Origin of the sequence: Pseudomonas sp. FJ2-5-13 (assembly GCF_029201605.1) — a bacterium.
GTDB classification, from domain to species: domain Bacteria; phylum Pseudomonadota; class Gammaproteobacteria; order Pseudomonadales; family Pseudomonadaceae; genus Aquipseudomonas; species Aquipseudomonas lactis.
Genome location: NZ_CP104045.1, coordinates 2,634,491 through 2,653,246 on the forward strand (window position 1 = coordinate 2,634,491; position 18,756 = coordinate 2,653,246).

15 protein-coding genes and 1 pseudogene are annotated in these 18,756 nt (G+C 59.9%); 9 read left to right on the top strand and 7 right to left on the bottom strand.

The genetic code is table 11. The features are described from left to right. Window positions 1–42 precede the first annotated feature (42 nt). Window positions 43–966 carry an AraC family transcriptional regulator gene (locus N2A98_RS11515; RefSeq protein WP_003190868.1) on the top strand — a complete coding sequence of 308 codons (924 nt, stop codon included), beginning with the start codon at window positions 43–45 and terminating at the stop codon, window positions 964–966. Here N2A98_RS11515 and N2A98_RS11520 read toward each other — a convergent pair. Further along, on the bottom strand, window positions 941–1,447 hold the full coding sequence (locus N2A98_RS11520; protein ID WP_032892101.1) for a GAF domain-containing protein: 507 nt from the start codon (window positions 1,445–1,447) through the stop codon (window positions 941–943). The genes N2A98_RS11515 and N2A98_RS11520 overlap by 26 nt on opposite strands. 53 nt (window positions 1,448–1,500) lie before the next feature. Then, a complete protein-coding gene (gene proP / locus N2A98_RS11525; RefSeq protein WP_032892100.1) occupies window positions 1,501–3,003 on the bottom strand; it encodes a glycine betaine/L-proline transporter ProP in 1,503 nt (500 codons plus the stop codon). 442 nt (window positions 3,004–3,445) lie between these two features. Between proP and N2A98_RS11530 the strand changes: the two genes are divergently transcribed. From N2A98_RS11530 to N2A98_RS11545, 4 genes are all read left to right on the top strand, one after another. Next, window positions 3,446–3,976, top strand: coding sequence for a GNAT family N-acetyltransferase (locus N2A98_RS11530; RefSeq protein ID WP_275623455.1), 531 nt, complete (start codon window positions 3,446–3,448; stop codon window positions 3,974–3,976). Between the two features lie 143 nt (window positions 3,977–4,119). Further along, complete coding sequence (locus N2A98_RS11535) at window positions 4,120–5,523, top strand: MFS transporter (RefSeq protein WP_275623456.1); 1,404 nt, start codon at window positions 4,120–4,122, stop codon at window positions 5,521–5,523. Between the two features lie 667 nt (window positions 5,524–6,190). Beyond that, on the top strand, window positions 6,191–7,297 hold the full coding sequence (gene zapE / locus N2A98_RS11540) for a cell division protein ZapE (protein ID WP_275623457.1): 1,107 nt from the start codon (window positions 6,191–6,193) through the stop codon (window positions 7,295–7,297). 165 nt (window positions 7,298–7,462) lie between these two features. Next, window positions 7,463–7,954 carry a GNAT family N-acetyltransferase gene (locus N2A98_RS11545; protein ID WP_003190875.1) on the top strand — a complete coding sequence of 164 codons (492 nt, stop codon included), beginning with the start codon at window positions 7,463–7,465 and terminating at the stop codon, window positions 7,952–7,954. A gap of 101 nt (window positions 7,955–8,055) precedes the next feature. Here N2A98_RS11545 and N2A98_RS11550 read toward each other — a convergent pair whose 3' ends face one another. The 4 genes and pseudogenes from N2A98_RS11550 to N2A98_RS11565 form a co-directional block, all read right to left on the bottom strand. Then, window positions 8,056–8,268 (bottom strand): hypothetical protein, encoded by a 213-nt coding sequence (locus tag N2A98_RS11550; RefSeq protein WP_003190877.1) that lies wholly within the window; start codon window positions 8,266–8,268, stop codon window positions 8,056–8,058. A 141-nt stretch (window positions 8,269–8,409) separates the two neighbouring features. Continuing rightward, a pseudogene (locus N2A98_RS11555) lies at window positions 8,410–10,637 on the bottom strand (TonB-dependent siderophore receptor). A gap of 128 nt (window positions 10,638–10,765) precedes the next feature. Further along, entirely contained in the window at window positions 10,766–12,508 is a 1,743-nt protein-coding gene (locus N2A98_RS11560; protein ID WP_032892095.1) for a phosphoethanolamine transferase CptA, read from the bottom strand. 157 nt (window positions 12,509–12,665) lie between these two features. Then, on the bottom strand, window positions 12,666–12,827 hold the full coding sequence (locus N2A98_RS11565; protein WP_003190881.1) for a DUF6026 family protein: 162 nt from the start codon (window positions 12,825–12,827) through the stop codon (window positions 12,666–12,668). A gap of 274 nt (window positions 12,828–13,101) precedes the next feature. Between N2A98_RS11565 and gnd the strand changes: the two genes are divergently transcribed. From gnd to N2A98_RS11580, 3 genes are read left to right on the top strand one after another with little or no spacing between them, the layout of a single operon-like run. Further along, window positions 13,102–14,085 (top strand): phosphogluconate dehydrogenase (NAD(+)-dependent, decarboxylating), encoded by a 984-nt coding sequence (gnd, locus tag N2A98_RS11570; protein ID WP_003190882.1) that lies wholly within the window; start codon window positions 13,102–13,104, stop codon window positions 14,083–14,085. Then, window positions 14,082–15,605 carry a glucose-6-phosphate dehydrogenase gene (gene zwf, locus N2A98_RS11575; RefSeq protein WP_003190883.1) on the top strand — a complete coding sequence of 508 codons (1,524 nt, stop codon included), beginning with the start codon at window positions 14,082–14,084 and terminating at the stop codon, window positions 15,603–15,605. Before gnd ends, zwf begins: the two co-directional genes overlap by 4 nt. Beyond that, window positions 15,602–16,426 (top strand): Cof-type HAD-IIB family hydrolase, encoded by an 825-nt coding sequence (locus N2A98_RS11580; RefSeq protein WP_014718745.1) that lies wholly within the window; start codon window positions 15,602–15,604, stop codon window positions 16,424–16,426. Before zwf ends, N2A98_RS11580 begins: the two co-directional genes overlap by 4 nt. A 66-nt stretch (window positions 16,427–16,492) precedes the next feature. Here N2A98_RS11580 and N2A98_RS11585 read toward each other — a convergent pair whose 3' ends face one another. Continuing rightward, complete coding sequence (locus N2A98_RS11585) at window positions 16,493–16,753, bottom strand: hypothetical protein (RefSeq protein WP_032892091.1); 261 nt, start codon at window positions 16,751–16,753, stop codon at window positions 16,493–16,495. Window positions 16,754–17,097: 344 nt separating this feature from the next. On the opposite strand from N2A98_RS11585, the gene N2A98_RS11590 reads away from it, so the two are divergent. After that, window positions 17,098–18,420 carry a sigma-54 dependent transcriptional regulator gene (locus N2A98_RS11590; protein ID WP_032892090.1) on the top strand — a complete coding sequence of 441 codons (1,323 nt, stop codon included), beginning with the start codon at window positions 17,098–17,100 and terminating at the stop codon, window positions 18,418–18,420. The last annotated feature ends 336 nt before the right edge of the window (window positions 18,421–18,756 follow it).

Here is an 18,756-nt window from a genome sequence, read left to right on the forward strand (position 1 = left end):
CTTGCGCGAGTAAAGTGCAATGAAGCAATGAAAGGGTCTGTCATGACGTCCACTCCCACCCCATTGAACGCGCTGATCCAGTCGATTGGTTCGCGCACGCCGTCGCCCGGCGACTACGCCATGCCGATCCCGGGCCTGGGCTTTTATCGGCGTGAGCAACCCGCTGCGCCGGTGGTGTGCATGGTTGAGCCGTGCATCGTGCTGGTGGCCCAGGGCGAGAAGCAGTTGTGGGTCGGCGGCGAGGGCTACCCCTACGACACGTCCCGGTTCCTGGTGACATCGCTGGACATCCCCGCCAATTCCGAGGTGCTGGCGGCCAGCCCAGAGCAGCCGTGCCTGGGGCTGACGTTCAAGCTGGACCTGCGCATGCTCGCCGAGCTGATCGCCCAGGGTGGCTTGCCGCCGGTGCGTGAGCGTGCGGTCATGAAGGGCGTGGGGATCGGCACGGTCACCGACGGCATGCTGGCCGCATTCGCGCGCCTGGTGGCGTTGCTGGATGAACCCGAAGCCATCCCGGTACTCGCGCCCTTGATCCAGCGCGAGATTCATTACCGGCTACTGAAAAGCGACCAGGCCGGCCGATTGCGCCAGATCTGCTCGGTAGACGGCCAGGGCTATCGGATTGCCAAGGCCATCGACTGGCTGAAGTTGAATTTCGACGCCGCCCTGCGGGTGGAAGAGCTGGCAGCGCGGGTGCAAATGAGCGCGGCGACCTTTCACCATCACTTCCGGCAACTGACCGCGATGAGCCCGCTGCAATACCAGAAATGGCTGCGTTTGAATGAAGCGCGTCGGTTGATGTTGAACGAGCACCAGGATGTGTCCAGTGCCGCGTTCAAAGTCGGGTATGAGAGCCCGTCGCAATTCAGCCGTGAGTACAGCCGGCTGTTTGGGGTGCCGCCCAAGCGCGACATGGCGACCCTGCGGGGCAGGGCGGGTGTCAGTGATCCGCCGGGGTCAAATTAGCGTAGAAAATGCAGCCAATCAGCCGGGCGAACAGGCTCAGGGTTTCCGGCAGGTTCGGGTCGTCGAACAACATGGCCCGTGAGTCCAGCGCACACAGCGCGCCGAACAGGCGGCCATCGGGCAGGAAGATCGGCGCGCCGGCGTAGCTTTCGATGGCGTATTGCTTGACCACCGGGCGCGCCGCGAAACGGCCGTTCTGGCTGATCTGAGGAATGAACAGGGTGTGCGGGTTGATGCAGAACTCACTGCACAAGGTGGTTTCGAGGTCGAGTACGTCGTCGACGTTGATGCCCATTTGCAGCGGGTCGTAGGCCGAACACACCACCCATTCCTGGTCGGTGAACTTGGCGATGCCGGCGAACCTCATCCCGGTCAGGCGGGTGACCAGCTTGAGGATGTTGGTGGTTGCTTCAATTTCGGCAATGGCGGCGCGCTCGTCTGCGCTGAGTAACCTGTGTGCGGCGGTGACGCTTGAAACCATGCTTTACGCTCCAATGGCGTGGTCGCAGGCCGCGACCACGCACAGTCAGGATATTAATTGATGCGCGGGTGTTGCTGTACCAGGTTTTCCCGCTTGGTTTGCAGCGCGGCAATCTCGGCGTCGATGTCTTCGATTTTCTGCTCGATATTGTCGTGATGCTCCTGCAGCAGCTCCTTGGCTTCTTCCATGTCGGAAGCTGCCGGGGCCGCGCCACGCAGGGGCTTGTTGGCGGTTTCCTTCATGGTCAGGCCCGTGATCAGGCCAACCACTGCGAACACCATCAGGTAATAAGCGGGCATGTACAGGTTGTTGGTGCTCTCCACCAGCCAGGCCACCGCAGTGGGCGTGACACCGGCGATCAGTACCGAGACGTTGAAGGCACTGGCCAGGGCGCTGTAGCGCAGGTGAGTGGGGAACATGGCTGGCAAGGTCGACGCCATCACGCCGATAAAGAAGTTCAGCACTACCGCCAGAATCAACAGGCCGCCGAAGATCAGGCCGGTCTTGCCGCTGGTGATCAGCATGAAGGCCGGGATCGACAGGAACAGCAGGCCAATACTGCCGGCGATGATGAACGGCTTGCGGCCGATCTTGTCGCTGACAAAGCCAATGAACGGCTGCACGAACAGCATGCCGACCATGATTGCGATGATGATCAGCACGCCGCTGTTTTCGGCGTAGTGCAGGTTGTGGGACAGGTAGCTGGGCATGTAGGTGAGCAGCATGTAGTAGGTCACGTTGGTAGCCGCGACGATACCGATGCAGGTCAGCAGGCTGCGCCAGTGCTTGGTGGCGATTTCCTTGAACGAGACTTTCGGGCCGTGGCTCAGGCCTTCGCGGTCACCCTGTTCGAGTTTGTCGACATGCTGTTGAAACGCCGGTGTCTCTTCCAGCGCATGGCGCAGGTACAGGCCGATGATGCCCAGGGGCAGGGCGAGGAAGAACGGCAAGCGCCAGCCCCAGGCCTCGAACTCAGCCTCACCGAGCACGGTGGAGATCAACACCACTACACCCGCGCCGAGGACGAAACCGGCGATGGAACCGAAGTCCAGCCAACTGCCAAGGAAGCCGCGCTTGCGGTCCGGGGCGTATTCAGCCACGAAAATCGACGCGCCGGTGTACTCACCGCCCACCGAGAACCCCTGGGCCATTTTGCACAGCAGCAACAGGATCGGCGCCCAGATGCCAATGGAGGCATAGCCGGGGATCAAGCCGATGGCAAAGGTGCTCAAGGACATGATTACGATGGTGGCGGCGAGGACTTTTTGCCGTCCGTACTTGTCGCCCAATGCGCCGAAGAACAGGCCGCCCAGCGGGCGAATCAGGAAAGGTACGGAGAAGGTGGCCAGCGCTGCGATCATCTGCACGCTGGGGGAAGCGTCAGGGAAGAACACCTTGCCCAGCACATAGGCGACAAAGCCATAGACGCCAAAGTCGAACCATTCCATGGCGTTGCCAAGTGCGGCAGCGGTGATCGCCTTGCGCATCTTGTTGTCGTCGACAATGGTGATGTCTTTCAATCCGATGGGTTTGACGCGTTTTTTACGTAGTTTCATGCGGGCCACTCAAAAGCTGAACAGGGGAGGTGCCATCGCTACGATGGCACCGCTCTGTCAGTTCAGATACAAGTGGACACGAAATAATTCACCGCTTTGTGTATTTTTTCTCGCATGGGATGAAACGTCGGTTTTCGAGGCTTATGCATCACTAGCGGCAAAACAGATCAAATGTGGGAGCTGGCTTGCCTGCGAAAGCGGTAGCTCAGTCAAAAATTCAGTGCCTGGCACTCCGCTTTCGCGGGCAAGCCAGCTCCCACAGGGGGTTTGTGCCAGGCGCATAACCGATGTGGAAGTTGCCGAGCCCCGGCGAGGCGACGAAGGCGGCGGTACTGTTGGCATTTGTGTTGTCTGAGCTATCGCCATCGCGGCCTCGCTAAAGCTCGAGCGCTCCCACTGGGGGTTGTCATTGTCAGTCAGGCAAAACAGGGAAGTCATTCATATGCCAAGCAGCCATTCACGCCTTACCTACCGCCAACCACAGGCCGCAGACGTTCAGCGATTGTTCGCGATCTTCGGCGATCCACAGACCCACTTGTTCAATCCTGCCGGCCCGCTGCCCAACCTGGATGCGGCACAACGGCTATTGGATCACTGGCTTGAGCAATGGGCATCCCAGGGTTACGGCTGGTGGGCGATTGCCCGCAAAGAGAGCCCCGAACACATCATCGGGTTTGGCGGCATTGCGCCGCTTAACTATCTGACGCAGCGGCGCATCAACCTTGGCTATCGCCTGGCCGTCGAGGCCTGGGGGCAGGGGTATGCCACTGAACTGGGGCGGGATGCCCTGGCGCTGGCGTTCGACACCCTGTCTTTACCGGAAGTGTTCGGTTTGGTGCGGCCGGATCATGCTGCGTCGATCCGCGTACTGGAAAAACTGGGCATGCAACGTTTCGGCTTGCTCGACGATGTACCCGGCCAAGCGCCCAGCCTGGTGCTCAGGGTTTGTCATCCTATGACTGAGCAGCTCTGACATTCTCATATTTCACATAAATCGTAGATAAACGGCAGCCTTTGCGATTGACACTCCGTGGGCGCCCCGATATAAAACTCGTAGTTGTACGACGACATATGACGTTACATATGTCCTACCTAACAAAAATAAAAAGTGATGCCATGAATCTGAACGAGCCCATCAGTGCCCTTCGTGTCGGCCAGGCGGTCGGCAGCTATCGCTGGACGATCTGCGCGATGCTGTTTTTCGCGACCACGGTCAATTACCTCGACCGCCAGGTCCTCAGCCTGTTGGCGCCGCAACTCTCGACGCAGTTTGGCTGGAGCAACACCGATTACGCCAACATTGCGGCGGTGTTCCAGTTTGTCTACGCCATTTCCATGCTGTTTGCCGGGCGCTTCGTTGACAAGATCGGCACCAAGGCCGCCTACGTGGTAGCGATTGGTATCTGGTCCACCGGCGCGATCATGCATGCGTTTGCGGTACCGATGGGCGAGGGTATCGCAGCCGTCAGTGGTGCCATCGGCCTGGCGGTGATCCCGGTGTCGATCGCCGGCTTTATGCTTTCACGGGCGGTGTTGGCGATTGGCGAAGCGGGTAACTTCCCGATCGCGATCAAGGCCACTGCCGAATATTTCCCCAAGAAAGAACGCTCCCTGGCCACCGGCATCTTCAACTCCGGCGCCAATGTCGGCGCGATCCTGGCGCCCATCTGTGTCCCATTGATTGCCGGCCTGTGGGGTTGGGAGGCGGCGTTTATGGTCATTGGCATGCTCGGTTTTGTGTGGGTAGCCGTGTGGGCCGCCGTGTACGAAAAGCCGGAACAGCAAAAACGCCTGTCGCCTGAAGAACTGTCCTACATCCGCAGCGACCAGACCGTACAACCGTCCACCCCGGCGCCGACGGGCAGCGCTGTGAAGAAAGTCTCCTGGTTCAAACTGTTGACCTACCGCCAGACCTGGGCGTTTGCCTTCGGTAAGTTCATGACCGACGGCGTGTGGTGGTTTTTCCTGTTCTGGCTGCCCACCTACCTGTCTGCCCAATACGGCATGAAAGGCGCCGATATCGTGATGCCATTGGCGGTGCTGTACAGCATGACCATGGTCGGCAGCATTGGCGGCGGCTGGTTCCCCAGCTACTTCATGGCGCGCGGCGATGCGCCCTATGACGGGCGCATGAAAGCCATGCTGGTGATTGCGCTGTTCCCGCTGGTGGTGTTGCTGGCGCAGCCGCTGGGTTACCTCAGCTTCTGGGTGCCGGTGCTGCTGATCGGCGTGGGCGCCTCGGCACACCAGGCGTGGTCATGCAACATTTTCACCACCGTGTCCGACATGTTCCCGCAGAAAACCGTGGCCTCGGTGGTCGGCATTGGCGGCATGGCCGGTGGCTTGGGCGGCGTGCTCATGACCAAGGTCGGTGGCTGGGTGTTCGACTATTACAAGTCCATCAACGACATCCATACCGGCTACATGATCATGTTCGCCATCTGCGCCTTGGCTTACCTGGTGGCCTGGAGCGTGATGAAGACACTGGTGCCGCGCCACAAGGAAATCACTGACCTGTAGCTTTAATGCAACGCCGCTTGCTCCCGATACAACTGTTTGGGCTGTAGCAGCAAACGCTAACCACGATGCGAAGCGAGCCGCTCTTGCTCTTGATCTGCTTGTGATCTTGATCTCAGGCGCCCCGTTAAACCACGCTGGCCGAACGCAGGCTTGAATTCGTGGGTAACCCGGCAGGACGCCGGGTTAGCCGCCCCGCGCCATGGATGGCGCGTGGCGGCGGCCCACGGATTCAAGACTGCGTTCGGGCACACCGAGCCTAGGCGAGGTGCCGAGTGGTGGGGCAAGAGCGTTTTGCTTACTTTGCCGCTTTTGCAAAGTGAGCCGCCGTCAGGGCGGAACCCTAAGCGGCCGTTACCGCAGAAATGGATATGTACACAATCCAACGGTGTTGACTGTCAGGCCGCCTTCGCGAGCAAGCCCGCTCCCACAGTTGGATCGTGGGGGTGTCAGGTAGATATGGGGCGACTGTCAGGCCGTCATCGCAGGCAAGCCAGCTCCCACAGTTGGATCGTGGGGTGCCAGGTAGATAGGCGTCGGTTGGCAGGCCGTCACAGGAGCAAGCTCCCTCGCCACAGGCCCTGCGTCGCACCAACGTTGCGTCGATATCTATGCCGGGATGTGAGATCAAGCTGAGTACATATCCGGTCTATCAGTCATACTGGCCAACATGACTTTCGACTCGCCCCTCGCCGCTTATCAACATGCCATCACCCAGCCGGGTTTTGTCGCCGACGACGCCCAGCGCCGGGCGGTCCAAGCCCTGCAAGCCTGTCACGAGGCCTTGCACCAAGGGCGTTCACCGATTGCCGGCGTGTACCTGTGGGGGCCGGTGGGGCGCGGCAAGACCTGGCTGATGGACCAGTTCTACCAAAGCCTGCGCGTGCCTGCGCGGCGCCAGCATTTTCACCACTTCATGGCGTGGGTGCACCAGCGCTTATTCCAGCTCACGGGCACCCAGGACCCCTTGCAGGCGTTGGCACGGGAGCTGAGCCAGGCCGTGCGCGTACTGTGCTTCGACGAGCTGTTTGTGAACGATATCGGGGACGCGATCATTCTCGGCCGCCTGTTCCAAGTGATGTTCGAGGAAGGCGTGGTGATGGTGTGCACGTCCAACCAGCCGCCCGACCAGTTGTATGCCGATGGCTTCAACCGTGAGCGTTTCCTGCCGGGCATCGATGCGCTCAAGCAGCATATGCAGGTGGTGGCCGTGGACGGTGGCGAGGATCATCGCTTGCATCCCGGCGTGGGCATGCAGCGCTATTGGGTGAATCAACCCGAGGCACTGGCGGCGGTGTTCCAGCAATTGAGCCAAGGCCAAACCGTGACCAGCGGGGCGGTAAACGTAGGGCACCGCACCATCATGACGGTGCAGGCCAGTGACACCGTGCTTTGGTGTCGCTATGCGGACCTGTGCGAGCAGCCCCTGGCCGCCATGGATTTCATGCTGTTGTGTGATCGCTTCGGCGCCATCCTGCTGGGAGACGTCCCCAACCTTAGTGCACAGAAACGCCCGGGCCGAATTGCCCGTGGCACTGAAGACGGCGCCGAACGCGTAGAAGCCGGGGATCGAGAGTTGCCGCAGTTGTCGGTGCACGATGACAGCGTACGTCGCTTTATCGCCTTGGTAGACGAGTGCTACGACCGCAAGGTGCCGCTCTTTATCGAAGCCCGTGTGCCGTTGCAGCACCTGTACACCGATGGTTACCTGGAATTTCCTTTCCGTCGCACCCTGAGCCGGCTGCAGGAGATGCAACTGCAACGCTTCGCCACCTAGGAAAAATCGCCGCTTGCGGGCTCATTGCGCGCTTTGATGCGCGTAACCTTCGCACTTTCTGTCAGCTATTTGTCGCTTATCTCCTTCATCTACTGCCGACTCCACGCTTACAATCGCCCCTCTCAAAGGGAAACGATTCCCTGGTTGTCGCTATCGAGGAAGGACATGGACACCCCAGACATCCTGGTGCTGCAAGCCAGCTATACCAACGCCGTGCACGCCGACGCCATTGGCCTGCTGCTCAACCATTACGCTGAAGATCCGATGGGCGGCGGCCACAGCCTGCCCGCCGATCTCTTGCAGCAACTGCCCGCCGAACTGGCCAAGCGCCCCCACGCGTTCAGCGTGCTGGCGTTTGTCGGGGGGGAGCCAGCGGGGTTGGTCAATTGCTTTGAAGGCTTCTCGACCTTCGCCTGCCGGCCCTTGGTCAACGTCCACGATGTGGTGGTGAAGGAGCAATTTCGCGGCTTGGGCCTGAGTCAGAAGATGCTGCAAAAGGTCGAGGAAATCGCCCGGCAGCGTGGTTGCTGCAAGATCACCCTCGAAGTGCTGGAAGGTAATGCCCTGGCACAGTCGGCATACCGCAAGTTCGGGTTTGACGACTCAGTGTTTGATCCCGCCCATGGGCGAATGCTGTTCTGGCATAAACCGTTGTAATAAATAATCGGCAAAAAAAAGGCGCCATTAAATGGCGCCCAATAAACCTTCGCCAACGGAGCAGAATGGCGCAGGGTGCTACGGATTAAGTAAGTATTAACTCAGCTGTTCGGTTGCGTCTGATCAACCGTCTCAGACTTAACCGATTTGCCATCGGCGCTGGCAACTTGCTGTTCAGCCTTGCCGTGGGTTTTTTCCTGAATGAAGCTGAAGTTGTTGTAGAACTCCTTGGAACGCTCTGCACCGCCCTCTGCAAAGGCGGCGGCGGAGGTCAGGGTCATCAGGCTGGCCAGCATCAAGGTCGACAGTTTCATTGCGGTATTCCCATTAAAAGTGATAGGTGTCCGGTCGCTCCGTGATCAGATCATGGAGCGACTATGGCGTTATCCTATTAAGTGGGAATTAACTGAAAGTGCAGTTGAAGTTAACAGTTTCGTTAACTTCAATGTGCGCGGCTACAGCTTCCAATCCAGCGCCAACGTGACGGAACGCGGCTCGCCCCAATACACACCGTTATAAAAACCAACGCGCTCGTAGTATTGCTTATCAAAGAGATTGTTCACGTTGACCGACGCCGAAACCTGTTCGTCGAACTGGTAGCGTGACATCAGGTTGACCACGGTATAGCCCTGTTGCGTGATTTTCGCCCGGGTGGTTATCGGCCGACCTTCGCTGTTGCGCTGCCCGGTCGGGCGGTTGCTGAAGTCGTAGGTCTCGCTCTGCCAGTTCACTGCGCCGCCGACGGTCAGCTTGCGCCAGGAGCCCGGCAGGCGATAGGCGCTGGAGATTTTCACCAGGTTCAAGGGTTGGCTGGTGTTGTTGCGGTTGTCCGAGCCATTGACTGAATGGGTGTAGGTATAGCCGGCGGCCAGGTTCCAGTCCGGCGTGATTTCCCCGGCGGCTTCCAGCTCAAAGCCGTTGACCTTGTTACCTTTGCCGGCGGAGATTTGTAGTACTCCTCGCCCGTCACCGGGTTGGGCGGGACGGAGTCATCCCGCTCGGCGACGTTGTCCTGGGTGCTCCAGAAGTACGCAGCGGCCAGGTTCAAGCGCTCGTTCAGTACGCTGCCCTTGAGGCCCACTTCGTAGTTACTGCCGACCACCGGCTCCAGGTACTTCTTGTTGGCATCACGGTTGCTCTGGGGTTTGAAGATGTCGGTATAGCTGGCGTAGACGGTGTACTGCGGCGTGATGTCGTAGAGCAGGCCGGCGTAGGGCGTCCACATATCATTGTGGGTCTGGCTGGTTTTGCCCGAAGCGGTCAGTTGGTCGTTGGCGTCGTATTTGGGCTCTGCGCTTTCCAGCTCCCAACTACCGTAACGGCTGCCCAGCACGGCGTGCAAGCGGTCCGTGAGGCTCAGCCGCGTGGCCAGGTAGCCGGCTTTTTGTTGCTTCTTGCTGTGCTCACCTTTCAGGTCGGTCACGTGGTCGGTGAACTTGCCGATGCCGCCCATGTGCTTCCAGTCCTGGATGGGGTAGTAGCTGGCTGGCAGGTCGCTGCGCATAAAGGGCGAGACATCCCGTTGCGCGGCTTCGCCATAGCCCATCATCAGCGCGTGTTCGCGGCCCAGCAGCGTGTAGCTGCCGGCCAGGTTGAGGTCGATGGCCTCCATGCGCGAGGTGCCGCGCATATGGCTGGCCCAGGCCGTCATGCCGCTGCGGTCGGGGTTGGGGAAACCGTCGCCGCCGTAATACACCTTGCCGTCGGTGTCGCTCTGGCGATGGGTGTAGGCGGCCTTCAAGTGCCAGTCGCCGCCGAGCCGATGGTCGAGGGTGGCAAAGGTGGTCTTGTCGGTCAGCGGCCAGGAGCTCCAGTGCGCCGCCATATTGGTGGAGCGGGGCAGCCTGGCCTTGCCGCCCTGGCTGTTCCAGTAGGGCACTGTGCCCCAGGAGGTGCCTTGTACCTGTTTGTTTTGGTAATCAAAGCCTGCGGCCAGCACGGTATCGTCGGAAAGGTCAGCCTCCAGAATGCCGTAGCCCACTGCCCGCTGCAGCCCATAGTTGTCACGAAAGGACCGACTGTCGCGGTAGGCCAGTACGCTGCGCCCGCGCAACTTGCCGTCGAACGCCAGCGGGCCGCCCACGTCGACGTAGCTGTAGTAGTTGTCATGGCTGGCGCCACTGATGCCGGTCTTAGCCTGCCACTGGGCGGTAGGGCGCTTGCGCACCATGTTGACGGTGGCCGATGGGTCGCCTGCGCCCGTGGTCAGGCCCGTCGCGCCGCGCACCACTTCGATGCGGTCGTAGATGATGGTATCGGCGTCGGTCTTCATGAAGCCGAACGTGTTGAGCATCCCGTCAACCTGGAAGTTGTTGATGCCATAGCCTCGGGCGGAATAGTAGACACGGTCGGAGTCGTAATGCTGGACGTTGACACCCGTGGTCTGGCGCAACACATCCGTCAGGGTATTGAGATTGAAGTCGTCCATCTGCTGGCGTGTGACCACCGAAATCGATTGCGGGGTTTCCTTGACGGAGAGGTTCAGCCGCGTGGCGGTGCTCATCGAACCGGTGGTGTAGGCCCCGGTATGCTCAGTGGTCGCGCCCAGGCCGTCGGCGCTGATGGTGGTCGCGCTCAGTTCCAGGGCTGTGTCGGGGTCGGTGGCGGCCAGTAGATCCGGGCTCAGCGCCAGGCTGAACAGGCCGAGGGTGAAGGTCATGGAACGGGTGAAGGGCGCGAACATCGCTGCTGACTCCTTGTCGTCTTCGAAACCTCCCCAGGCAGGGAGGGCTTGGTTCAAAGACGAAAGGAGTTGCGGAACTTTAGGCTCAAACGAGAATGATTGTTATCTTTCTGTTACAAGACCCTGGCTTATTTGGCCACCACTTCGGCGCCGTCGGCCTTCTTGGGCTTGATCAGGCTGAAGTCGATCAGTGCCTTCTGCTTGGTTTCGTAAGGGTTGCCGATCAGCAAGGGGCGTGGCTTGAAGCTGTCGCTGACCAGGCTCTTGCTGTGGTCCAACTCGTCGAAACTCAAGCCTGCCATGTCGGCCCAGGTGTGAATCAACTGGGAACTGCTGTACGGCCGTTGCAGGTCGCCGGCAAAGCTCCAGTCGTGGCTTTCGCGCCATTTTGGCGAGGCGTAGGCCATGAACGGGATGGTGTACATCGGCGCAGTCGGCTTGCCTTCGTTACGGCCCAAGGTGTCGTGGCCGGCCGAGTCGAACACGTCTTCGCCATGGTCCGAGAGGTACAGCAAAAAGCCGTTGGGGTCGGTCTTGGCGTAGTCCTTGATCAGGCTGGAGACCACGAAGTCGTTGTACAGCACCGCGTTGTCATAGCTGTTGTAGGTCGGCAGTTGCGCATCGCTGACACCCGCCGGCACGCCCTGGCGGTCGGTGAACTTGTCGAAAGTTTGCGGGTAGCGGTACTGATAGCTCATGTGAGTGCCCAGCAGGTGCACCACGATGAACTTGCGTTCGGCGGTATCGGCCAGGGCCTTGGAAAACGGCGCCAGGACATCGCCGTCGTACTGACGGGCGTTCTGGTTGCGGTTGTTGTTCAAGTACACCTGCTCGTCGGCCTGTTCGGAAAAGGTCGTGAGCATGGTGTTGCGTTTGGTCATGGTCTGCTGGTTGGTGATCCAGAAGGTCTTGTAGCCGGCCTGTTTCATCACGCTGACAATCGACGGCGTCTTGAGGTACAGGTCCGGGTTTTCTTCGTCGGCGAAGGTCAGCACCTGTTGCAGCGCTTCAATGGTGTAGGGGCGCGGGGTGATGACGTTATCGAACACGGCCAGTTGGTCGCGCAGCTTGTCCAGTTCCGGCGTGGTGTTGCGCGGGTAGCCGTAGAGGCTCATGCGCTGGCGGTTGGTCGACTCGCCGATCACCAGGACCAGTGTAGACGGCTGGCCGGCCATGCTGTCCTTGAGGTTGTTCAAGGGTGGGATCTTGCTCGCACTGGTGAGCATGCCTTGCATGTTGTCCAACTGCTCGGTGTAGCGACGGTAGGCGACGATCATCTGCCAAGGCACGGCAGGCTCAATGCGGGTTTCGAAACGGTCGATGGCCAATTCCATGGTTTCGCTGGTGGCGATCTGCTTGACCAGTGGGTAACCCACCACTGCCAGGACGATGGCAATGGCTGCCACGATCGACTGGCCGCGCGGCAGGTACACCGGGCGCAAGCGCGTCCACAGGAAGATGGCGAAGGCGGTGTGGGCAATGAACGCCAGCACGATCCACCAGGCAAAATATTGGGTCGCGTATTCGCCGGCTTCAGAGATGTTCGACTCGAACATGATGAAGATGACGCTCTGGGAGAATTCCTGCTGGTAAATGAAGAAATAACCCAGGCTCGCCATGGAGCACGCCCACAGCACCACGCCGATCAAGGCGGCGAGCAGGCGCGTACGACGCGGGAACAGCAACATCGGCGCCAGCCACAGCGCACTCATGAAGAAGGCCTGGCGGAAGCCACTGAAGCCGGAGGTGCCGGTCAGTTGGATAAGAAGTTGGGTAATACCCGAGAAATACCAGAAAAACAGGAATAACCAGCCAAGGCCGGCCCAATCAAAGCCTTTCGCAGTCGTCGTGCTGCGTTTGAACATCGCCATCCAGCGCCCCATCAGAAAAAGATTGTCGCGCACAGGCGCGCAACATCGGGCCGCCCAGGAAGTGAGCGGCATCGCGGAACGGGAGTATCAAGAGGGGAGTGTGAAAACTTTGTGAGTTTTCTGTAGGTATTGCCTTACAAGGCTACTGGCGCGGGCTTCAGCACAGCGCAGGCTTGGCATCCGACGGCTGATCGAGATGGGCTTGAAGGTGTGAACGCAGGCGCAGGACTTCCTGTTGCAACTGATCACGCTCGTCTTTCAACTGGCGCAGTTCATCGCGACGGATAGTGACGTAGAGGGTCTGTGGCGGACGGGTCATCTGTGCTGTGCTCATTGCTTACCTCGCAAATAGCCGGTAGATCGCGGTGCCAAAACAGGTTTTTGGCAACAGTCGGAAGCAAGTTTGAATTCTTTTTCGCTGCAAGGGAACTTTTTTATTTTTGGTGGTCGTGTGACTTTTGCCGGGGTGATGGTGAAACGATGGCAACTTTTTTGTCATGAAACTACACGGATCCGCTCTGGACTAACCCTCATTAGCCTCATTGCGCTATAAACTATGTCACACATTTTTTAGAAGTTAGGAGCATCAGCACATGCAACTGGGGATTATCGGACTAGGCCGCATGGGCGGTAACATTGCGCGGCGCCTGATGCTCAATGGGCATACCACCGTTGTATACGACCGTAACGAAGCCTTCGTCAAAGCCCTGAGCGAGGAGGGCGCCACCGGCGTCGCCGACTTGAAAGCGCTGGTGGCCGGCCTGCAAAAGCCTCGCGCTGTCTGGGTCATGTTGCCGGCGGGCGCGCCCACCGAAGACACCATCAACGTGCTGAGCGAACTGCTGGAAGACGGCGATGTGATCATCGACGGCGGCAACACCAACTACAAGGACGACGTGCGTCGCGGCAAGGCCCTGGCTGAAAAGGGCCTGCACTATGTGGACGTGGGCACCTCGGGCGGCGTCTGGGGCCTGGAGCGTGGCTATTGCATGATGATCGGTGGCGACACCGAGACCGTGAATCGCCTCGACCCGATCTTCAAAAGCCTGGCGCCGGGCCTGGGTAACATCCCGCGCACCAAGGACCGTTCGGCCTCTGCCGACCCACGTGCCGAGCAGGGTTACATCCACGCCGGCCCAGCGGGTTCGGGCCACTTCGTCAAGATGATCCACAACGGCATCGAGTACGGGATGATGCAGGCGTTTGCCGAAGGTTTTGACATCCTCAAGACCAAGAACTCGGAGAACCTGCCAGAAGACCAGCGCTTTGACCTAAACGTTGGCGACATCGCCGAAGTCTGGCGTCGTGGCAGCGTGGTGTCGTCCTGGCTGCTGGACCTGACCGCCGACGCCCTGGCCACCGACCCGAAACTGGACGGCTACTCAGGCTCCGTGGCCGACAGCGGTGAAGGCCGTTGGACCATCGAAGCGGCCATGGAGCAGGCGGTGCCGGTTCCAGTGTTGTCGACCTCGCTGTTCGCGCGTTTCCGTTCCCGCCAGCAGAGCACCTACGGTGACAAAATGCTGTCTGCCATGCGCTTCGGCTTTGGTGGCCATGTGGAGACTTCCAAAAAATGACCGCCAACGGCAAAAAACCCAAGGCCGAACCTGCTCCACCCACCACGTTGTTTCTGTTTGGCGCCCATGGCGACCTGGTCAAGCGCCTGCTCATGCCGGCGCTGTACAACCTGAGCCGCGACGGGTTGCTGGGCGATGGCCTGCGTATTGTCGGCGTTGATCACAACGCCATCAGCGATGCGGACTTTGCCAAGAAACTCGAAGACTTCATTCGTACCGAAGCCTCCAGCAAGGTCAGGGGCAATGCCGAAAACGCCCTCGACCCTGCGTTGTGGGCGCAATTGGCCAAGGGCATCAGCTACGTCGAGGGCGATTTCCTCGACGACAGCACCTATGCCGACATCGCCAGCAAGATCGCTGACAGCGGCACCGGCAATGCAGTGTTCTACCTCGCCACTGCACCGCGCTTCTTCAGTGAGGTGGTGCAGCGCCTGGGCAGTGCCGGCTTGTTGAATGAAACCGACGATGGCTTTCGCCGCGTGGTCATCGAGAAGCCGTTCGGCTCCGACCTGGCCACCGCCGAGGCGCTCAACGCCTGCCTGCTCAAGGTGATGAGCGAGAAGCAGATCTACCGCATCGACCATTACCTGGGCAAGGAGACGGTGCAGAACATCCTGGTCAGCCGTTTCTCCAACGTGCTGTTCGAAGCGTTCTGGAACAACCACTACATCGATCACGTACAAATTACCGCCGCTGAAACCGTCGGCGTGGAAACCCGGGGCAACTTCTTCGAGAAGACCGGCACACTGCGCGACATGGTGCCCAACCACCTGTTCCAGTTGCTGGCGATGGTCGCCATGGAACCGCCGGCCGCCTTTGGCGCCGATGCAGTGCGGGGTGAGAAGGCCAAAGTGGTCGGTGCGATCCGCCCCTGGTCGCTGGAAGATGCGCGGGCCAACTCCGTGCGCGGCCAATACACCGCTGGCGAAATCGCCGGCAAGCCATTGCCCGGTTATCGCGAAGAAGCCAACGTCGCACCTGATAGCAGCACCGAGACGTTCGTGGCGCTCAAAGTGATGATTGATAACTGGCGTTGGGTCGGTGTGCCGTTTTACTTGCGTACCGGCAAGCGCATGAGCATCCGCGACACCGAGATTGTGATCTGCTTCAAGCAGGCGCCTTATGCGCAATTTCGCGATACCGAAGTCGACGAGCTCAAGCCCACTTACCTGAAGATCCAGATCCAGCCGAACGAAGGCATGTGGTTCGACCTGTTGGCCAAGCAGCCTGGGCCAACCCTGGAGATGGCCAATATCGAATTGGGCTTTGACTACAAGGACTTCTTCGAGATGCAGCCGTCGACGGGTTACGAAACCCTGATCTACGACTGCATGACCGGCGACCAGACCTTGTTCCAGCGTGCCGACAACATCGAGAACGGTTGGCGTGCGGTGCAGCCGTTCCTGGATGCGTGGAAGCAAGATGACGGTATCCAGGCCTACAAGGCCGGTGAAGATGGCCCGGCAGCGGCCGATGCCTTGCTGGCCCGCGATGGCCGCGCCTGGCATAGCCTCGGATGAGTGACGCGACGATTCAACCCATCCGGTTTGTCCTCAGTGATGTGGACGGGACGCTATTGCATCCCGACCACAGCCTCAGCCAACGCACCGCCGATGCCATCCGCGCCATGCGCGAGGCCGGGGTGCTTTTCAGCCTGGCCAGCGGGCGCCCGCCCAAGGCCATGCGGCATTTGATCGAAACCTTCGGTATTGACGTGCCGGTGGCGGGCTTCAATGGCGGCACGTTGGTCAACCCGGATGGCAGCATCCTGGTTGCCCACCATCTGCCGGCGGAAGCGGCACTGATCACCCTGGCGCTGTTTTCGGCCGAGCCGGACGTGGAAGTCTGGGTATTTGCCGATGGCGACTGGCTGCGCCGTGATCCGCCCGGGCCCATGGTGCAGCGCGAAGCCGATGGCTTGGGCTACGGGCCGGTGGTGGTGGAAAGTTTCGAGCCGTACCTGGACCGTGTCGACAAGATCGTCGCCGCCAGCAACAACACCCAGTTGTTGGTGGAACTGGAGGCGCAATTGCAGCCGAAAGTGCAGGGGTTGGCCCAGGTGTCGCGTTCGCAACCGGTGTACCTGGACGTGACTGCGATGCTGGCCAACAAAGGCGAAGCCTTGAAAACCCTGGCCGAGCACCTGGGCGTGCCGCTTGCGCAAACGGCCGCGATTGGCGACGGTGGCAATGACCCAGCGATGTTTCATGTGGCGGGGTTGTCGATTGCCATGGGCCAGGCCGAAGAAACCGTCAAGCGCCAGGCCAATGTGGTCACCGGCAGTAATGTCGAGGACGGCGCTGCCGAGGCGTTCGAGCGTTTTATTCTCGCTGCACGTTAAGCGACGAAGTGTGGCTGCACAACTTCCAGCTCAAGTTTTACTTGGGCTGGAAGTTGCTGCATGCAATTACTTCGGCATTGCCCAGTGTTGCAACTGGTGACCCTCTTTATCGAGCTCGGCGCGGGCCTGCAATAACAGGTTTTCAAGTTGCGCCGGGTCGGTATACGCAGTAGAGGACAACTGTTTGCTGCCGATGCGGGTGTTGGTACGGTCGATGACGCTCAGGCTGAGGGCGCCAACGCCATCGTGCCAGGCCACGCACTGAAAGGGCTGGAAAGCACGGTCTGCAATCAAAAGAGCTTCGTTGATGCGCAGCGGAGCGTTCATTCGGGTCTTCTCTCTGTATGCCCATTCAAGTGAGTACCGGCGGTTGGGCTGACCGTGCGGTGGGTTACTTGTACTGATGCACGATGGTGGGGTGCGGGTCACATGCTAGGGCAAGAAATTTTAACTTTCCCTGATTGACGTCATGTAAGCGGCTGTTTTGAAAGCGCAATAAGCCTTTCACTGGTGAGCAACTTCTGGCGCGCTACGAAACAGGCATGGCTTTTTGCCCGCACTTATAGCGAAAAGGTACAAGGTCAGCGTCAAGATCTTGCTAGGGTTACCAGCAGTCGCCACAAACTGTTGTTTCTAAATAACTTTAATAATCTTGGCGCCAAGGAATAGTCATGATTGCGACGCCCCCCCAACGCCGCTTACTGGTGGTCGACCCCTGTGACGACTGCCACGGGCTATTGCCCGGTTTACGCACCGCCGGCTGGGAAGTCGACAGCTGTGCCTTGGAGGCGGTGGGTGAGCGCTCCTGCGATGTTGGCCTGCTGCGCTTGCAGCGTGATCACTTGGAGCGTCCCGAGGCGGTAAAGGAGTTGATTGGCCGCAGCGGCACCGAGTGGATCGCTGTGCTCAGCCAGGATGTACTGCGCTTGCAGAACGTCGGCGATTTTGTCTGCGAATGGTTCTTCGACTTCCACACCTTGCCCTTCGATGTGTCCCGGGTGCAGGTGACCCTGGGCCGTGCGTTCGGCATGGCGCGCCTGCGTGGCAAAGGCTACGCGCCGGTGGATGAGCCCCATGAGTTGCTGGGCGAAAGCCGCCCCATTCGTGAGCTGCGCAAGTTGTTGTCCAAGCTGGCGCCGACGGAATCCCCGGTGTTGATCCGCGGTGACAGTGGCACGGGCAAAGAGTTGGTGGCCAAGACCTTGCACCGCCAATCCCAGCGGCACGCCAAGCCGTTTGTCGCGATCAATTGCGGCGCCATCCCTGAACACCTCATCCAGTCCGAGCTGTTCGGCCACGAAAAAGGCGCGTTTACCGGTGCTCATCAGCGCAAGATCGGGCGTATTGAAGCGGCCAACGGCGGCACCCTGTTCCTCGATGAAATCGGCGATCTGCCGATGGAGCTGCAAGCCAACTTGTTGCGCTTTCTTCAGGAAAAGCACATCGAACGCGTCGGCGGTAGCCAGCCGATCCCGGTGGATGTACGCGTGTTGGCCGCCACCCACGTCAACCTTGAGGCGGCGGTTGAGAAGGGCGCCTTTCGCGAAGACCTGTATTACCGCCTGAATGTGCTGCAAGTGGTTACCGCGCCGTTGCGTGAACGCCATGGCGACGTGGCGATGCTGGCCAACCACTTTTCACGGTTCTACAGCCAGGAAACCGGGCGTCGCCCGCGCAGTTTCAGCGAAGAGGCCCTGGTGGCGATGGGGCAGCACCCGTGGCCGGGCAATGTGCGTGAACTGGCCAACCGCGTGCGCCGAGGACTGGTGCTGGCCGAAGGGCGGCAGATCGAGGCGATTGACCTGGGGCTGCAAGGCCAGCAAGTCATTTCGGCACCGATGGCTACATTGGAAGACTACAAACACCGCGCCGAACGCCAGGCGTTGTGCGATGTGCTCAACCGGCACAGCGACAACCTCAGTGTCGCCGCCCGCGTGCTGGGGATTTCCCGGCCGACATTCTACCGGTTGCTGCACAAACACCAGATCCGCTAGGGCGGGTGACCCAGTGTGTGCGGGCTTGCCTGCGAAAGCGATGGTTCAGTTAAATATTCAGTGGCTGACACACCGCTTTCGCGAGCAAGCCCGCTCCCACAGGGGATCTGTGCCAGGCGCAGATTTTGTGGGCAATACATAACCAATGTGGGAGCTGGCTTGCCTGCGAAAGCGGGGGTTCAGCTAAAGCTTTAGTGACTGACACACCGCTTTCGCGGGCAAGCCCGCTCCCACAGGGGATCTGTGCCAGGCGCTGATTCTGTGGGCAATACATGATTAATGTGGGGCTGGCTTGCCTGCGAAAGCGGTGGTTCAGCTAAAGCTTCGGTGGCTGAC